A 16,233-nucleotide genomic window follows, 5' to 3' on the forward strand; every position below is an offset into this window, starting at 1 on the left:
CGCCCCCCGTCCGGGGGCGCCGTTTTGCTTCCCCCTGACCAGAGCGACACCGGCCCGTAGCTTAGTTCCATATAGTATGCACGCCCCGTCGGGTGAGACCGGCGCCCCCCACCAAACTCTTTGTCACCAATGTCTTTTCGCCGTATTTCGCTCTTCATTGTCGCGACGACGACCGTCGCGTGTCAGGCCAAATCGGCGGCAGTTGTCGAGCTGCCGACCACGACCGTCACGCGCGGTGATATTGCCGTTCGCGTTCAAGCGACCGGCGTCGTCGAGCCTATCAATCCCGTCGACATCAAGTCGAAGGCGGGTGGTGCGGTCATTCAGGAGCCTGTCGAAGTCGGAACCATCGTCAAGAAGGGTGATCTCCTCGCGCAGATCGATCCGCGCGACGTGAAGAACAAGTTCGATCAAGCCATTGCCGACGACGTTGTGTCGTCCGCTGGTCTCGAGCGCGCGATCCGCGATCGTGCGCGCAAGGACTCGCTCTTCAAGTACCGCGTCATCACGGCCGCCGCGAACGACAGCACGAAGTCGACGTATACGGCAGCTATCTCCGACCTCATTTCGAAGCGCGCGGCCCTCGACCTCGCCCGACAGGGACTCGAGGACGCAACCGTCAAGGCGCCGATCGGTGGCACCATCGTTTCGCGTCCGGTCACGCAGGGTCAGATCATTACCGCGGCAACAGCGGCCAACGGTGGCACCACGCTCATGAGCATCGCCGATCTTGGTCGGGTGCGCATGCGCGTGACGATCGACGAAGTGGAAATGGGCAACGTTCGCATCAACCTGCCCGCGACCGTGGCAGTCGACGCGTTCTCCGGTCGCAATTTCGACGGCATTCTCGAAAAGATCGAACCGCAGGCCGTCGTGACGCAGGGCGTCACGTTCTTCCCAGTGGAAGTGAGCATCAGCAACAAGGAAGGCCTGCTCATGCCGGGAATGAACGGCGAGGTGACGGTCAAAGCCGCGGACCTCAAGAACGTTCTGCAGGTACCGATTGATGCGATCCGCGCGACGAACGAGCTTGCACCGGTGTCGCGCATGTTCGGCCTGTCCGTCGACACGCTTGGCGCGTTGCTTCGTCGCGATCTCGTTTCGACCGAAGGCAAGACGGGAATTCCGGGGCGGTACGTCGTGATCGAGCTGCCCAACAAGACATATGAAATGCGCCTGATCAAGACCGGACCGACCGACCTCAAGGTCGCGCAGGTTCTCGACGGTCTGAAGGAAGGCGACAAGGTAGTTACCCTCGGCGCAGTGCTCGCGGCGAAGCCAGAAATTCCGCCGAAGCTCATGATCGCCGACAACATGAAGCGCGGCGCTGTCGTGTCCCGTGCCACTCAGGCTGGCGAAGCAGCGCCGCCAGCATCACAGCCGAAGCAGGCAGCCAAGCCAGCTCAGTTGGGGAAGGCAAAGAAACCGTGAAGCGAAGGGCGCACGCAATCGCGATCGTAGCGGCGTGGGCAGTTGCGTGTAGACACGCCCCGCCGTCGATCGACGGTGTTGCGCCTACACCGGCCTCATCCAGTACGAAGTGGACTCCATCGCCGAGCGTCGTTCGCGCCGCTCGGCTCGACACTGCGGGAACGACCGTGCTGCCCGATTCGATCGCGCGCCGGCTCACCCTCCCCGAGATTGTCGATCTTGCGCTGAGAAATAGCCCGGCGACGAAAACGTCGTGGGCACAGGCGCGCTCTGCGGCCGATGCATACGGCTCGAGCCAAGGTCGGCTGTATCCGAATCTTTCCGCGGGCTTAGGCCTCACTCGCCAACTCGCGGCGCCCATTCCGGGTCGTCCCGGTCAGGAGCGTGTGCAGGTCGGGCCTTCTCTAAACCTCGCGTACACCGTGCTCGACTTCGGTGGTCGCTCCGGTTCGATCGACGTGGCGCGACAGAACGCGATTGCTGCCGACCTCACGCACAACACGACCGTCGAGAACACAATTCTCCAGGTCGAGACAGCTGCGTTCGGTTACCTGTCCACGCGTGCGCAACGTGACGCGGCCAAGGCGACGCTCGACGAAGCCACCAAATCGCTGGACGTCGCCAACGAGCGTCACCGCGTCGGCCTCGCGACGATCGCTGATGTGCTGCAGGCGCGTACGGCCAGATCGCAAGCCGAGCTTCAGTTGCAGACGCTCGAAGGACTGCTGCTTGTGACGCGCGGCGGGCTCGCCGTGGCCATGGGCCTTCCGGCGAATACCACGTTCGACGTTCCCGACGTGCCGGCAACTGATTCGGTGCATTTCGTCGTCGAGTCGGTCGACACGTTGATCGAAGTGGCGGTCCGCAACCGCCCGGAGCTGGCAACGGCGCGCGCGCAGGCCGCGGCGGCGCAGTCGCAGATCAAGGTCGCCAGATCGGCCTATCTACCGTCGCTGTCCCTCAGCGCGACGGGCGCCTCGAACAGCTCGAATGTTGCAGGTTACGCTGGACGAACCTATCTCCTCAATTTTGGCGTACAGGTTCCGGTATTCACCGGATTTTCAAACCAGTACGACGAACAGGCGGCCAACGAGCAGTATCAAGCAGCACTCGCTCGCTCGACGGCCGCCAAGCAACAGGTCATTCAACAGGTGTTCACCGCGTACTACACGCTTCGCACGTCCACCGATCGCGTTCGCACGTCGCGCGATTTATTGGCCAGCGCCACGCAATCGGAAACGGTTGCGCGCGAGCGATATCGTGAAGGCGTCGGAAACATCGTTGACCTGTTGATCGCGCAGAGCGCGTTGGCCAATGCCCGAGCGCAGTCGGTTGATGCGCGCTGGGAATGGCGATCGGCGCTCGCGCAGCTCGCGCATGACGTTGGCGTTCTCAACGCGCGCGGCGACACTTCCTTTGCCCCGCTCACCCCGGCCCCCAACATTCGGCCGGAAAGATGATGATTCGTATATCAACGTTCGCTCTCATTGGAACCGCTGCGGCTGGTGTCGCCTGCTCCAAGCCCAACGTCCAACAAACTCCATCCATACCGGTACGGACTGCGTCAGTCACGAAGATCTCGGCGCCGGTCAACATCGTTGCGAATGGCGTCGTCGAGCCAGTGCAGACGGTGGCCATTCAAGCACAAGTCGGTGGTACACTGGACGAAGTCACGTTCAAAGAAGGTGACGACGTAACCGCCGGTCAGGTGTTGTTTCGAATTGATCCGCGCCCGTTCGAAGCGGCGTTGCGACAAGCCGAGGCAGCACTGGCGCGCGACGATGCTCAGGCGAAAAACGCGCAGCGCGATGCCGAGCGGTATAAGGCACTCGTCGAAAAGGACTACGTGACGAAGTCGCAGGCCGATCAGGCCGACGCTGCCGCCACTGCGTCTCAGGCCACGGTGCTTTCGAGCCGCGCGGCCGTCGACAACGCCAAGCTGAATCTGAACTACACGACCATCCGTGCGCCGATTTCTGGCCGCACCGGCCGGCTGTTGGTGCGCCAGGGAAATCTGGTTCGTCCCAACTCCGACGGACTCGTGGTGATCAATCAGCTGCGCCCAATTCGCATTCGTTTTCCAGTCGGGCAGCGCGACTTCCCGGCACTGCAGCGCCGGAGTGCGCGCGGCAGCGTTCCCGTCCGTGTGACCACCGCGGATAGCGGCCGTGTCGACGAAACCGGAACGATGGCATTTCTCGACAACGCCGTCGATTCGCTCACTGGGACTGTGACCGCAAAGGCGAGCTTTGCGAATTCGGCGAATGGTCTGTGGCCCGGCGAGTACGTCACTGTGACGGTTCAGCTGGACGTTGAGCCGGGCGCAATCGCGGTTCCCACGCGCGCTGTGCTCGCCGGTCAGCAGGGCAACTACGTCTTCGTGATCGACAACGCCAAAGTCGCCAAAGTTCGGCCGATCACGGTTGGGCGTTCGCTCGGCGACATCACGACGATCAACAAAGGGCTGGAAGTCGGCGAGCAAGTTGTCATCGATGGACAGTCACGGTTGACCCCGAACGTCAAGGTCGACGTGAAGCAGGTGGGAAAATGAACCTTTCCGAACTGTTCATTCGACGGCCGGTCACGACCGTACTCGTGATGCTGGGCATTCTCTTTTTCGGCATCACGTCGTACCGCCATTTGCCGGTCAGTGATCTACCGACGGTCGATTTCCCAACGATCACCGTGAATGCGAGTCTGCCGGGCGCGAGCCCGGAGACGATGGCCTCCGCGGTTGCAACTCCGCTCGAAAAACAGTTCTCGACGATCGCCGGTATCGACAACATGACGTCGTCGTCGAACCTTGGCTCGACGGCGATCACGATTCAGTTCACGCTCGATCGCAATATCGACGCGGCGGCGCAGGACGTTCAGGCGATGATTGCCAAGACGCTGCGCAATCTGCCGCCAGGCATCATTCCGCCGTCGTACCAGAAAACGAATCCCGCCGACCAGCCGATCATCTACTACGGCTTCACGTCGGACCTGATGCCGATCTCGGACCTCGATGAGTACGCCGAGTCATTCATGGCGCAGCGCATCTCGATGGTGCCGGGTGTCGCGCAGGTGAACGTGTATGGATCGGCAAAATACGCCGTTCGAGTGCAGCTCGACCCGAATGCCCTCGCCCAGCGCAAGATCGGCATCGACGAAGTCGCGGCGGCGATCGATCAGCAAAACGTCAATCTGCCGACGGGCATCCTCAACGGCCCGAACAAGACGTACACCGTTCAGGCAAACGGCCAGTATCGCGATGCGGCCGGCTTTCGAAAGCTGACGGTCACCTACCGCAACGGATCGCCTGTGCATCTCGGCGATCTCGGCGAAGTACTCGACGACGTGCAGAACAATCGCGCCGCGGCCTGGTACAGCGGCACGCGCGGAGTGATCCTCGCCGTGCAGCGCCAGCCTGGCACGAACACCGTTGCCGTCGCCGACGCGGTCAACGAGCTGATGACGTCGCTGCAAAAGCAGATTCCTGCGACGATCAACATGACGTTGATGTACGACAAGTCGCAGTCGATTCGCGAATCAGTGGCCGACGTGAAGTTCACCCTCGTGCTGACGCTGTTCCTCGTCATCGCGGTGATCTTCCTCTTCCTGCGCAACGTCTCGGCGACGCTCATTCCGAGTCTGTCGCTGCCGATCTCCGTCATCGGCACGTTCGCGGTGATGGACGTGCTGGGCTACAGCCTGGACAATCTGTCGTTGATGGCGTTGACGCTCGCCGTCGGATTCGTAGTCGACGACGCGATCGTCATGCTCGAGAACATCGTCCGTCACATGGAGATGGGTAAGCCACCGATGCGCGCCGCGATGGATGGCGCTGCGGAAGTTGGCTTCACGATTCTCTCGATGACGATCTCGCTCACGGCCGTCTTCATTCCGATTCTGTTCCTGGGTGGCATCGTCGGGCGGTTGTTCCACGAGTTCGCGGTCGTCATCGCGGTGTCGATCCTCGTGTCGGGCTTCGTGTCGCTGACGCTCACGCCAATGCTATCCAGCCGCTTCCTGCGGCCGCACGAGCACGACGAGAAGCACGGCCGGATGTACAACGCCACCGAGGCGGCGTACACGTGGATGCTCAAGATCTACGAGGGCAGCCTTAGCTGGGTGATGGACCATCGCAAGACGACCATGGCGTTCTCGGCGCTCATTCTCGCTGGGACGGTCGGACTGTTCATGGTCATTCCCAAAGGCTTCATCCCGAGTCAGGACATCGGTCAGATGTTCGCGACGACGGAGACCGCGCAGGGAACGTCGTTCGACGACATGATCATGCACCAGAAGCAGATCGCCGATATCATCCTCGCCGATTCGAATATTGCGGGCTTCATGTCGGCGGTCGGTGGAAGCACGACCATCTCCGGTTCGAACCAGGGACGTCTGTTCATCGGCCTCAAGGATCGCGACCATCGTGTCGGGGTCGATGACATCATCAAGGAGTTGCGCCCCAAGTTCGCGAAGGTGCCCGGCATCGTCGTGTACATGCAGAATCCGCCGGCGATTCAGATCGGTGGTCGGCCGTCGAAGAGTCTGTATCAATTCACGATGCAGAGCTCTGACGTCGAGACGTTGTATCCGGCGGCGAATCAGCTCGTAGACGAAGCGCGAAAGTCGCCGTACATGCAGGACGTGACGAGCGATCTTCAGCTCGGCAATCCACAGGCGAGCGTCAACATCGATCGCGAGCGGGCCGCGTCGCTCGGTATCACGGCCAAGCAGATCGAGAACGCGCTGTACAACGCGTACGGATCGGGACAGGTATCGACGATCTATACGCCGAACAACGAGTACTGGGTGGTCATGGAGCTCCTGCCGCAGTATCAGCTGGATCTCTCGGCCATGAACCTTCTATACGTGCGCGCGAATACTGGAGCGCTCGTCCCATTGAGCGCGGTCGCCAGCATCACGCAGACGGCCGGCGCGCTGAGCGTCAACCACTCGGGGCAGCTGCCATCTGTGACGCTGTCGTTCAACCTTCGACCCGGCGTCGCGCTGGGCCAGGCAACGGCCGATGTTCAGAAAATCGCCGATCGAGTTCTTCCGGCATCGGTCAGTACCGGCTTCTCCGGAACGGCGCAGGCGTTCCAATCGACGCAAGCGGGAATGCTCGCGCTGCTCGGAATCGCCATCTTCGTGATCTACGTTGTGCTCGGCGTGCTGTACGAGAGCTTCATTCACCCGATCACGATTCTCTCTGGCCTTCCGTTCGCAGCATTCGGCGCGCTCCTGTCGCTCCTGATCTTCAAGATCGACCTGAGCGTCTACGCATTCGTCGGCATCATCCTTCTCGTCGGTCTCGTGAAGAAGAACGCGATCATGATGATCGACTTCGCGGTCGAGTCGGAACGCAGTGAAGGTCGCGCGCCGGCTGACGCGATCGTTCACGCGTGCTTGATTCGTTTCCGCCCAATCATGATGACGACGATGGCGGCGCTCATGGGTACGCTGCCCATCGCGATGGGCAGTGGTGCTGGCGCAGAGTCACGACGCCCACTCGGTGTTGCGGTCGTCGGCGGATTGGCATTCTCGCAGTTCATCACGCTGTACGTAACGCCGGTGGTGTACACGTACATGGATTCGTTCAATCGCAGCCTGACGAACTGGTTCGGCCGGTTTGGGCGCAAGCGTAACGAACAGTCGTCGCACCCGGTTCCCGCGGGCGTGTCGGCTGGCAACACTGGCGCGGTGGCGATGGACGGCCGTGTCGCGACGTCGAGCGGAGACGCGGCGGACTGATCATCGGAGACGAGGCGCGGTAGGCACCGGACTTTGGCAATTCACGTCGTCCTCGTCCACCCCGAGATCCATTGGAACACCGGCAACGCGGGACGAACCTGTCTCGCGGCCGGTGCAACCCTGCATCTGATCGAACCGCTTGGCTTCTCGCTCGACGAGCGTGAGGTCAAGCGTGCTGGCCTCGACTACTGGGAGCACGTGGACGTGCGCGTGTGGCCGAGTTGGGAGACGTTCGAGGCCGAACTGCCAGCACTCGGCGAGCCGTACTTTTTCTCGACGAAGGCGACCAAACTGCTCTGGGACGCGCCGCTGGGCGCCCCGGATCGGGTCGTGCTGATCTTCGGACGGGAGACCGGCGGATTGCCAGCCGAGTTGCACGAGCGATATCGCGATCGCTTCGTCGCGATGCCGATTCTGTCGCCGCGTGTGCGGTCGCTCAACCTTTCGACGAGCGTGGGCATAGCCGTCTACGAAGTACTCCGGCAGCGTCGGCCAACGGCGGACTGACTGAGTTTAGCTCTCGCCGATTCGGACGTGTATCTTGGCGATGAGAGAAATGTCGCTTCATACACGCACCGCAGATCGCAATGGCTGGCTGGCAGGTCGATTTCTACCTCGTTCCTCGGCGCGCGCTCGCCGCGTCGGCGCCAAAGACGCGTCCGGAGTTGAGCTCGAGCGATTGGTGGGAAGGCACAGCGTTTCCGTCGGACTATCGGAAACGGTTGACCTCTGTCGCGTCAGCGGAGGGGACGTCCGCCAATGGCGTCGAATCGTGGGGACCTGAAGACGGCAATCGCATCGACGTCTGGTTCGATGGCAAGCGCGTGAGCCGCGTGGTTGTGCGCGTGGACGTCCGACGCCTCGATTCGAGATTTGGCGCGGCGCTCCTGGATTTTGTGCGACTCGCGGATGCCGTGTTGGTCCGCAGCGATGGCCTCATTCTCCAGCCGACGATTGGTGCATACGCCGGAGCGCTGCGCAATTCCGAAGCGTGGAAGTTCTCCAACGATCCTGCGGCGTTCCTCGCGTCACAGCCTGACGAAGACGAGGACGAAGGCTAGCCCACCATTCGTCCACGAGGGGACTTTATGAGCGAGGGAGATGAACTGCGCGATGGACTTCATTGGCGCACTCGCCTGATCCAGAGCGGCGCGAGCGCTCCGGAAGGCTTTCATGCGCTTGCTCCAGCAATCCACCGCGGCTCGACGGTCGTCTTCGACCGCCTTGCCGACGCGAGCGACGATTGGCACGCGAGCGCGGGGTACACCTATGGACTCTATGGAACGCCCACGACGCTCGAACTCGGGGCGAGGGTGGCCGAACTCGAACGCGCCAAGCACACGTTCATCGTGCCGGGTGGGCAGGCGGCCATCGCGCTGATCTACTTCGCGTACTGCAAGGCGGGATCGCACGCGCTCGTACCGGAGAGTGCGTACGGTCCGAATCGCGAACTGGCTCGCGGCCTTCTTGCTGGGCTAGGAATCGAAGTCGAGCGGTATGATCCCATGCTCGGTGACCACATCGCCGATTTGATTCGCGACAATACCACACTGATCTGGTGCGAGAGTCCTGGATCCATCACGATGGAGATTCAGGACGTTCCCGCGATCGTTCGCGCCGCTCACGCGCGAGGTGTTGCCGTGGCAATCGACAACACCTATGCGGCCGGTGTGCTGTTCGACGCTTTCGCCGCGGGAGTCGACGTGAGCATGCAGGCGCTGACGAAGTACATTGGTGGCCACAGCGACCTGCTGCTGGGAAGTGTCTCGGTCAACAGCGATGAGACATACGAACGTGTGGGTCGAACACATCGGCTGATCGGGATGGCTGTGTCGCCCGACGACTGCTCACTCGCGTTGCGTGGGCTGCAGACGTTGGGCGTGCGCCTCGATCGTCTCGAGAAAAACACGCTCGCCGTTGCCGAATGGTTGGCGGCGCGACCTGAAGTGCAGCTGGTGCTGCACCCGGCGTTCCCGAGCTGTCCGGGTCACGATGTATGGCGGCGCGACTTCAGCGGATCGGCGAGCATATTCTCGATCGTGCTCACCGAGGACTGGAATCGAGCTCGCATCGAGCGCTTTGTCGACGCGCTCGAGCGGTTCAAAATCGGGTATAGCTGGGGAGGTGTCGCCAGTCTGGTCATGGCGTACCCGCACCTGTATCGTCGCCAGCGACACTATGACAATCGCGTGGTGCGGTTGAACGTCGGCCTCGAGGAACCGTGCGATCTGATCGACGATCTCGCGAGAGCATTTCAACAAGCTGCCGGCTGAACTCGCGCGTCACTCGACTCTCTTCCAGACATGTCACACACGATCAAGGTCATTGCGCTGGGGTTTGGGCTGCTGATTCTGTGCTTGATCGTCGCGCGCTTCGCGAGCGGTCCCGGACAGTCGGACCAGCTGGCGCGTGCGAGTCTGATCTTCATCGCGCTCTGGCTCGTCGGGGCCGGAGTCAACATGTGGATTGGAGTCGCCAAGGCGGGCTACTCTGTTGCCGAAGAAGCTCCGATCTTCCTCGTGGTGTTTGCGATTCCAGCGGCGGTTGCCGTCGCGGCCTGGTGGGTGTTCTCGCACCGCTGAGTCGCCGCGAGTCCTGGCCGCCTTCGGTTCCGATCCAAGCGGAGAATCAACGATGGATGGCGTCGGACGCTCGACTGAACAAATCGAGCTTCATATGAAGAGATTTTACACGCTCCTGGCGCTGATTGCGCCTGCGCACGATTGATGACGCTGCGCGAACTCCTTACGCTGGTATTGTCGCTGGCTGTGTCGTCGGCATGTATTCGCGCCGCGAATAGCCCCGTGCCAGTCCGCGCGTGGCCTAGCGCCGACTCGACGCCAGTGCACGACTCGTTCACCATACAATCGTCGGTGCTGGGCGAGCCGCGCCGAATCAACGTCTATGTGCCGCCGCGGTACCGCTCGTCGAATGGTAGAAATACCGATCCACTACCCGTGCTCTACATGCCGGACGGTGGCCTCGGCGAAGATTTCCCTCACGTCGTCAACACGGCCGACTCACTCATCATCGTCCGCGCCATCCGCCCCGTGATTGTCGTCGGCGTGCCGAACACAGAGCGCCGCCGCGATCTCACGGGACCGACTCGGGTTTCATCGGACAGTACGATCGCGCCACGAATCGGCGGCTCCGCGAAGTTCCGGCGCTTTCTGCGGGACGAGTTGATGCCAGAGGTGGAACGCCGCTATCGCACGACGCGTGAACGCGGGATCGTCGGTGAATCGCTGGCCGGGCTGTTCGTTCTGGAGACGTTTCTCGACGAACCATCGCTGTTTACGCATTACATCGCACTTGATCCGAGCGTGTGGTGGAACGCCGGATCGCTCATCGACTCGGCGGCGCCACGATTGGCCGCGTTCGAGCGCGCGCCGCGAACGCTATACTTCGCCGGCTCGCAGGAGCCGAGCACTTCGGTCGGCACGACGCGACTCGCCGAATTGCTTCGAGCGGCACCGCCGCCCGGTCTCCGGTGGCGATATGAGCCGCGGCCGGATCTCACGCACGCGAACATCTTTCGTGCGCTCAAACCAGCTGCGCTAGTCGAAGCGTTCCGCTGAGCCTCTGGTCGCAATCTCGTCGAGCAGGCGATATTCGCGAGTCGCCGCGTAAGCAAATTCCTCGTGCTGCGAAAGGTCGAGCCCACGCGCTTCGTCCTCAGCGCGCACGCGCAAACCGATCGTCGCGTCGATCGCTTTCAGGATTACCGCAGTCAACGCGGCCGAATAGAGCAGCGGAGCGACCGCGCCAAGCGCCTGCTTTCCGAGCTGGGCAGCATTGCCCGCAAGCAAACCATTCGCGCCGGCGGAATTGATCGCTGTAGTGGCGAAGACGCCGGTGAGTAGCGCGCCAATCAGGCCACCAACCCCGTGCACGCCGACGACGTCGAGTGAGTCGTCATACGTGCCGAGCTTCACCTTGAGGTGGCAGGCACCAAAGCACACCACGCCGGCGATGGCGCCAATGATCAGCGCCGAAATCGGCGTGACGTAGCCAGATGCTGGCGTTATCGCGACAAGGCCGGCGACGGCACCGCCCGCGGCGCCCATGACCGACGGCGCACCGCGAACGCGCCATTCGGTGAGCATCCACGTGAGCGTCGCTGCCGCTGCCGCGGTATTGGTAGCGACGAATGCGCTCGTCGCGAGACTTCCCGCACCCAGCGCGCTACCGGCATTGAACCCGAACCATCCGAACCAGAGTAGCCCCGCACCAGTGATCGTGAGCGGAAGGTTGTGTGGCACCATGCGGCTCTCTCCCCATCCGGTTCGGCTCCCGATGATCAGCACGGCAACCAACGCCGAGACGCCGGATGTGAGATGCACGACAGTTCCGCCGGCGAAATCGATCGCGCCAATGTTCCGGAGCCACCCGCCATCGGCCCACACCCAATGCGCGACAGGATCGTAGACGAACGTCGTCCAGGCAACGGCGAAGACGATGTACGCCGAAAATTTCATGCGTTCGGCAAATGCGCCGGTGATGAGGGCAGGCGCGATGATCGCGAACATCAGCTGGAACATCATGAACGCCTGATGCGGGACGGTTGGCGCGTAGGCGACGGGCTCGAGTCCGACACCGCGAAGTCCAGCCCACTCCAGCCCACCGATCACGCCACCTTTGTCCGGTCCAAAGGCGAGACTATACCCGAACAACACCCACTGCACGCTGATCAGCGCCATGCAGATGAAGCTGTGCATGATGGTGGTGAGTGCATTCTTCTTCTGCACCATCCCGCCATAGAAGAGGGCTAGGCCTGGCGTGGTCATCATGAGCACCAGCGCGGCGCTGAACAACACCCACGCCGTGTCGCCGGTATCGATGCGACTCGCGGATACTTGCGCGTGCACCAGTGTCGGTACGGTGAGATTGAACTGTGCGATCGCCATTGAGCTTAGATCCGATGGGGGCGAGTACAACCGGCGGGGAAGGACGGGCGCCGAGTGAATTGGCGGCGGAAATCGACGACCATTCTGATCATGACGCAAGCCCTGCCGGCGCGACATATTCTCTCTATGAGAAACGCCCTCGTCGCCGTACTCCTACTCGCCGCCTGCACACACGCGCCGGCGTCTTCGTCCGCTTCGTCCCCAGCCTCGTCGACCACGTCGACGGTCCGGCCAGGCATCGAGGTGTTCGTCGCCGATGTTCCGGCCGCGCTGCGCGGCAAGCGGGTCGGTCTCATCACCAACCACACGGGCATCGATCGCGCTCGACGGCCTGACATCGACCTGATCGCGCATCACAAGGATCTAAAGCTCGTTGCGCTACTCGCACCGGAGCACGGCATTCGCGGAACGGTTGCTGACGGCGAACAGATCGTAGATGAAGTCGATCCGAGTACGGGCGTTCCGATCTACTCGCTGTATCTCTCCGAGGATCATGGGCCATCGCCGGCGATGCTGAAAGACGTCGACGTGCTGGTGTATGATCTCCAGGAAGTCGGTGGGCGCACGTGGACATATGTATCGACCATGGCGTTGGCGATGCAGGCCGCAAAGCGAAAGGGAATTCCCTTCGTGGTGCTCGATCGACCGAATCCGATCGGCGGTGAGATTGTCGAAGGAGCGGTGCTCGATCCCAAGTTCAAGTCGTTCGTCGGGATGTATTCGATTCCCGCGCGCCACGGCATGACTGTCGGAGAGCTTGCGAAGATGTTCAATGAGAGATTTGGCATTGGCGCCGATCTCATCGTCATTCGCGCATCGAATTGGCGTCGGCGTCAGTGGTTCGACGAAACGGGTCTGCCCTGGGTGAATCCGTCGCCCAACCTGCGGTCACTCGCGGCCCTCACGAGCTATCCAGGCTCCGTCTACTTCGAAGGGACGACGTTGAGCGAGGGCAGGGGAACGGACCGCCCATTCGAGCAGGTCGGTGCTCCGTGGCTGAACGCCGAGCGGGTGGCGCGTGTGATGAACGAGAAGCGGTTGCCCGGCGTTCGCTTCGAGGCAATCGCTATGTCGGTCGCGCCAACTGCAGCGAAGCACAAAGGCCAGACCATTCCCGCAATTCGGTTCGTCATCACCGACCGGAATGCGTATCGGCCAGTGAGGACTTCACTGTTGTTGATCGACGAAGTCCGTCGCGAACACCCGCGGGATTTCGCATGGACGGGAACGATCGATCGTCTCACGGGCTCGGACAAAGTACGGCTGGCGATCGAAAGCGGTCGGCTTCCCGCGCTGCTCGATGAGTGGGATCGGGAAGCCGCCGATTTTCGAGAGAACCGGAAGCCATTCCTACTCTACTGACCGGCTTCCACTAACCGTGCTGTCGTAGCGGCGTGTGTTACGGCGCGCCGCTGATGTTCTGTTCTCGCCGGATCGAGGCGTCAGCGCTGCGGCGCGCCCCGTGCGCCCCTTCGGCGAACTCTTCAATCATCTTTCGATTGAACGCCGGAATGTCATCCGGCTTCCGGCTCGTGACGAGTCCGGCGTCCGCTGCCACTTCGCGATCGACCCAGTCGCCTCCGGCGTTTCGTATGTCGGTGCGAAGCGACGGCCATGATGTGACGGTACGGTTACGTACAAGATCGGCCTCGACGAGCAGCCACGGACCATGACAGATAGCTGCGATCGGCTTTCCGGCGTTCGCAATCTGTTTCACGAAGCGCACAGCTGCCTCGTTGATGCGAAGTCGGTCGGGGCTCACCACGCCGCCGGGTAGGAGCAGCGCGTCAAAGTTGTCGGCGTTCGCACGCTCGAGGGGAAGATCGACCTGTAGTTCGTCGCCCCAGTGGTCGTGCTGCCACGCTCTGATGCGATCCGCGTTGGGTGAGACGAGGATCGTCTTTGCGCCAGCGGCATCCAACGCTTTGCGCGTTTCCGTGAGCTCGACTTGTTCAACACCATCCGTCGCGAGGATCGCGACGCGTCGTCCGCCAAGATTCTGAGCCATGTGTACACCTGTCGAAAAAGAGATTCGACAGACGCCGCAAGCGTTGGGCCGCCATGAGCATTTTTTAACACGAACTCGGCCGTGGCTATATCGCCACGGCCAAGCTCGAAGTTACCCAAGCTTCGGTCGTTCGAGATGCCACTTTGTGTTGCTCTGATACTTGTGCGACACCGCGAGGATGATGTCGTCGTGGTAAAGATTTCCAGCGATCTGCGTGCAAATCGGTTGTGGGTTCAACGCCGGTGCGGGCGCCGCTGCAGCGGTTGAATCTCCGCCACGTCCGCGGCCACCACGTCCGCCGCCGCCTCCACCACCACCAAATCCGCCAGCGCGAATACCAAACGCCATTTGCACCACCGCAACCGGATGTCCGGTCTGCGCATGCACGCCAGTGTCGGCGGCGCCGACATAGAGATCGATGTCCTTGAGGTAATCCTGCCACGCGACGATCAACATCTGACGACGGCGCTGCGAGTTGATGAAGTCCATCGCTGTCGGTGTGCGACCCGGTACCCAACGATTGAGCTGACCGCCATGATCATCCGGCGCGTTGCCGCGGCCGCCGCGCCCGCCAGCAGCCGCGCTATCCGCGCCGCGTCCCGCCGGCGTCACGCCCGGAGCTCCGCCGCCACCACCACCACCACCCGCGCGACCGTAGTTCGTCAGCACCGTCGCCATGTCCATTCCCAACTCCTTCGCCTTCATCTGCACGTATGAGTCGAATGCCGCCGCTGACTCAGCGTTCAGCCCGCCCTGACTGCCGCCAACAGTTGGCGGCTCACCAATCTCCTTCGGCTTCGCGCCGAGTTCTTTGAGCTTGTCGATGAAGGCCGGGAAATTCGGATCAGGGTTCTGCTGATTCTGTGGCCGAACACCAATGCGCAGATTCGCGAGGTTGATGTTCGAATTGAAATGGAACGGCATCGTGATCGAGCCAGGATCTTTCTCATCCGCGCCGTGAATCACGTTGAACACCATCGCCGCATCTTCCGCCGTGCGCGTGATCGGTCCAACACGATCCTGCGACCACGCGAGCACCATCCCGCCATACCGACTCACTCGGCCGAAGGTTGGCCGCAGCGCACTGAGTCCGCACGTCGTCGCTGGCGACACGATTGAACCCGAGGTCTCGGTGCCGATACCGAACGCGACGCATCCTGCCGCGGTCGCCGATGCAGGACCGGCCGAGGATCCGCTCGAGCTCTGACTGAGATTCCAAGGATTCTTCGTGCTGCCTCGGAACCACACTCCGCCTTGCGCGAACTGGCCTGTCGAAAGCTTTGCGATCAGTACAGCGCCAGCATTTCGCAAACGGACAACGACTTCGGAGTCTTCATCGATCACGCGATTTTCGAAGTCTGCGGCGCCCCATGTCGTCGGCGTTCCCTTCACGGCGAAGAGATCCTTCACACCCCACGGAATCCCGTGCAGCGGGCCGCGATACTTTCCAGCCTTCAGCTCGGCGTCCATCGCCGCCGCGTCGGCCAGCGCGCGATCTTCCAGGATCGTCACCGCGCAAAAGAGCGTTGGATTCAGCTTCTTGAGCCGCTCGAGATAGATCTTCGTGATGCGCGTCGACGTCAGCTTTCCCGCCTTGATCGCCGCCGCCAATCGATGTGCGGGGAGGAACGCAATGTCCTCGTCGTTCGACGGGAGCTGCGCGGTTCCCCACGGCTGGATGTTGAACGAGCTTGGCGCACCCGTTCCCCACGCGAACGGCTGACGGGCGAAGGCCGACATGCCTTTCTCACGATATGTCTTTTCGAGCAACGCACCCGTTCCACCCGGATAGGGTTGGAAGCTCCACGACACCGCTTCCATGTTGTCGAGCGGGACAGGAGGCGCGGCGTTCTGGCCACCCTGACCTCCGCGACCGCCGCCGCCACCACCACTAGTGCCCTGAGCCAGAGTCTTCGCGCTGAAGCCGAAGGTCGTGGCTGCCGCTGCCGTCAGCGACAGGAACACGAACCTGCGCCGATCGAGGTCGCTGGCGAACTGCATATCGCCAGCAATCGACTCGGCTTCGGCCTGGGCCTGGTCCAGCAAATCCAGCTCGTCATACTTGTTGTGCATGATGATGGCTCCGAAAGGAATTCTGCGGGGCAGCGACGCTCAGAACTACGACACGACGACCACGACCGCAAC

The 16,233-nt window shown here is 62.0% G+C and carries 13 protein-coding genes; 10 read left to right on the plus strand and 3 right to left on the minus strand.

From position 1 onward, the window contains the following. The first annotated feature begins 129 nt into the window (after nt 1-129). The 9 genes from AC6H4Z_RS01070 (at nt 130) to AC6H4Z_RS01110 (ending at nt 10,751) form a co-directional block, all read left to right on the plus strand. Nucleotides 130-1,431: an efflux RND transporter periplasmic adaptor subunit gene (locus tag AC6H4Z_RS01070; RefSeq protein WP_497544879.1), complete on the plus strand. Its 1,302-nt coding sequence runs from the start codon at nt 130-132 to the stop codon at nt 1,429-1,431. Further along, nucleotides 1,428-2,891 carry a TolC family protein gene (locus tag AC6H4Z_RS01075; RefSeq protein ID WP_497544880.1) on the plus strand — a complete coding sequence of 488 codons (1,464 nt, stop codon included), beginning with the start codon at nt 1,428-1,430 and terminating at the stop codon, nt 2,889-2,891. The genes AC6H4Z_RS01070 and AC6H4Z_RS01075 overlap by 4 nt, the downstream gene beginning before the upstream one ends. Next, entirely contained in the window at nt 2,891-3,982 is a 1,092-nt protein-coding gene (locus tag AC6H4Z_RS01080) for an efflux RND transporter periplasmic adaptor subunit (protein WP_497544881.1), read from the plus strand. Before AC6H4Z_RS01075 ends, AC6H4Z_RS01080 begins: the two co-directional genes overlap by 1 nt. Further along, nucleotides 3,979-7,173, plus strand: coding sequence for an efflux RND transporter permease subunit (locus AC6H4Z_RS01085; protein WP_497544882.1), 3,195 nt, complete (start codon nt 3,979-3,981; stop codon nt 7,171-7,173). Before AC6H4Z_RS01080 ends, AC6H4Z_RS01085 begins: the two co-directional genes overlap by 4 nt. Nucleotides 7,174-7,206: 33 nt before the next feature. Beyond that, nucleotides 7,207-7,680, plus strand: a complete 474-nt coding sequence (locus AC6H4Z_RS01090) for a tRNA (cytidine(34)-2'-O)-methyltransferase (protein ID WP_497544883.1) — start codon at nt 7,207-7,209, stop codon at nt 7,678-7,680. 80 nt (nt 7,681-7,760) lie between these two features. Next, a complete protein-coding gene (locus AC6H4Z_RS01095) occupies nt 7,761-8,234 on the plus strand; it encodes a hypothetical protein (RefSeq protein ID WP_497544884.1) in 474 nt (157 codons plus the stop codon). A gap of 27 nt (nt 8,235-8,261) precedes the next feature. After that, complete coding sequence (locus AC6H4Z_RS01100) at nt 8,262-9,446, plus strand: cystathionine beta-lyase (RefSeq protein ID WP_497544885.1); 1,185 nt, start codon at nt 8,262-8,264, stop codon at nt 9,444-9,446. 30 nt (nt 9,447-9,476) lie between these two features. After that, nucleotides 9,477-9,755 carry a hypothetical protein gene (locus tag AC6H4Z_RS01105; RefSeq protein WP_497544886.1) on the plus strand — a complete coding sequence of 93 codons (279 nt, stop codon included), beginning with the start codon at nt 9,477-9,479 and terminating at the stop codon, nt 9,753-9,755. 144 nt (nt 9,756-9,899) lie between these two features. Further along, nucleotides 9,900-10,751, plus strand: coding sequence for an alpha/beta hydrolase (locus AC6H4Z_RS01110; protein WP_497544887.1), 852 nt, complete (start codon nt 9,900-9,902; stop codon nt 10,749-10,751). On the opposite strand, the gene AC6H4Z_RS01115 is transcribed toward AC6H4Z_RS01110, so the two are convergent. Then, complete coding sequence (locus AC6H4Z_RS01115; RefSeq protein ID WP_497544888.1) at nt 10,731-12,080, minus strand: ammonium transporter; 1,350 nt, start codon at nt 12,078-12,080, stop codon at nt 10,731-10,733. The two genes, AC6H4Z_RS01110 and AC6H4Z_RS01115, sit on opposite strands and share 21 nt — an antisense overlap. A gap of 126 nt (nt 12,081-12,206) precedes the next feature. On the opposite strand from AC6H4Z_RS01115, the gene AC6H4Z_RS01120 reads away from it, so the two are divergent. After that, a complete protein-coding gene (locus AC6H4Z_RS01120; protein WP_497544889.1) occupies nt 12,207-13,442 on the plus strand; it encodes an exo-beta-N-acetylmuramidase NamZ family protein in 1,236 nt (411 codons plus the stop codon). 37 nt (nt 13,443-13,479) lie between these two features. Here AC6H4Z_RS01120 and AC6H4Z_RS01125 read toward each other — a convergent pair whose 3' ends face one another. Further along, entirely contained in the window at nt 13,480-14,088 is a 609-nt protein-coding gene (locus tag AC6H4Z_RS01125; protein ID WP_497544890.1) for a type 1 glutamine amidotransferase domain-containing protein, read from the minus strand. Nucleotides 14,089-14,199: 111 nt separating this feature from the next. Beyond that, nucleotides 14,200-16,161 (minus strand): amidase, encoded by a 1,962-nt coding sequence (locus AC6H4Z_RS01130; RefSeq protein ID WP_497544891.1) that lies wholly within the window; start codon nt 16,159-16,161, stop codon nt 14,200-14,202. Between the last annotated feature and the right edge of the window lie 72 nt (nt 16,162-16,233).

Source organism: Leucogemmata humicola (assembly GCF_055379415.1).

Coding starts and splice junctions, on each gene's coding strand:
- AC6H4Z_RS01115 (WP_497544888.1), bottom strand. CDS start 12,080: ATGGCGATCGCACAGTTCAATCTCACCGTACCGACACTGGTGCACGCG.
- AC6H4Z_RS01125 (WP_497544890.1), bottom strand. CDS start 14,088: ATGGCTCAGAATCTTGGCGGACGACGCGTCGCGATCCTCGCGACGGAT.
- AC6H4Z_RS01130 (WP_497544891.1), bottom strand. CDS start 16,161: ATGCACAACAAGTATGACGAGCTGGATTTGCTGGACCAGGCCCAGGCC.
- AC6H4Z_RS01100 (WP_497544885.1), top strand. CDS start 8,262: ATGAGCGAGGGAGATGAACTGCGCGATGGACTTCATTGGCGCACTCGC.
- AC6H4Z_RS01080 (WP_497544881.1), top strand. CDS start 2,891: ATGATTCGTATATCAACGTTCGCTCTCATTGGAACCGCTGCGGCTGGT.
- AC6H4Z_RS01070 (WP_497544879.1), top strand. CDS start 130: ATGTCTTTTCGCCGTATTTCGCTCTTCATTGTCGCGACGACGACCGTC.
- AC6H4Z_RS01095 (WP_497544884.1), top strand. CDS start 7,761: ATGGCTGGCTGGCAGGTCGATTTCTACCTCGTTCCTCGGCGCGCGCTC.
- AC6H4Z_RS01120 (WP_497544889.1), top strand. CDS start 12,207: ATGAGAAACGCCCTCGTCGCCGTACTCCTACTCGCCGCCTGCACACAC.
- AC6H4Z_RS01085 (WP_497544882.1), top strand. CDS start 3,979: ATGAACCTTTCCGAACTGTTCATTCGACGGCCGGTCACGACCGTACTC.
- AC6H4Z_RS01110 (WP_497544887.1), top strand. CDS start 9,900: ATGACGCTGCGCGAACTCCTTACGCTGGTATTGTCGCTGGCTGTGTCG.
- AC6H4Z_RS01105 (WP_497544886.1), top strand. CDS start 9,477: ATGTCACACACGATCAAGGTCATTGCGCTGGGGTTTGGGCTGCTGATT.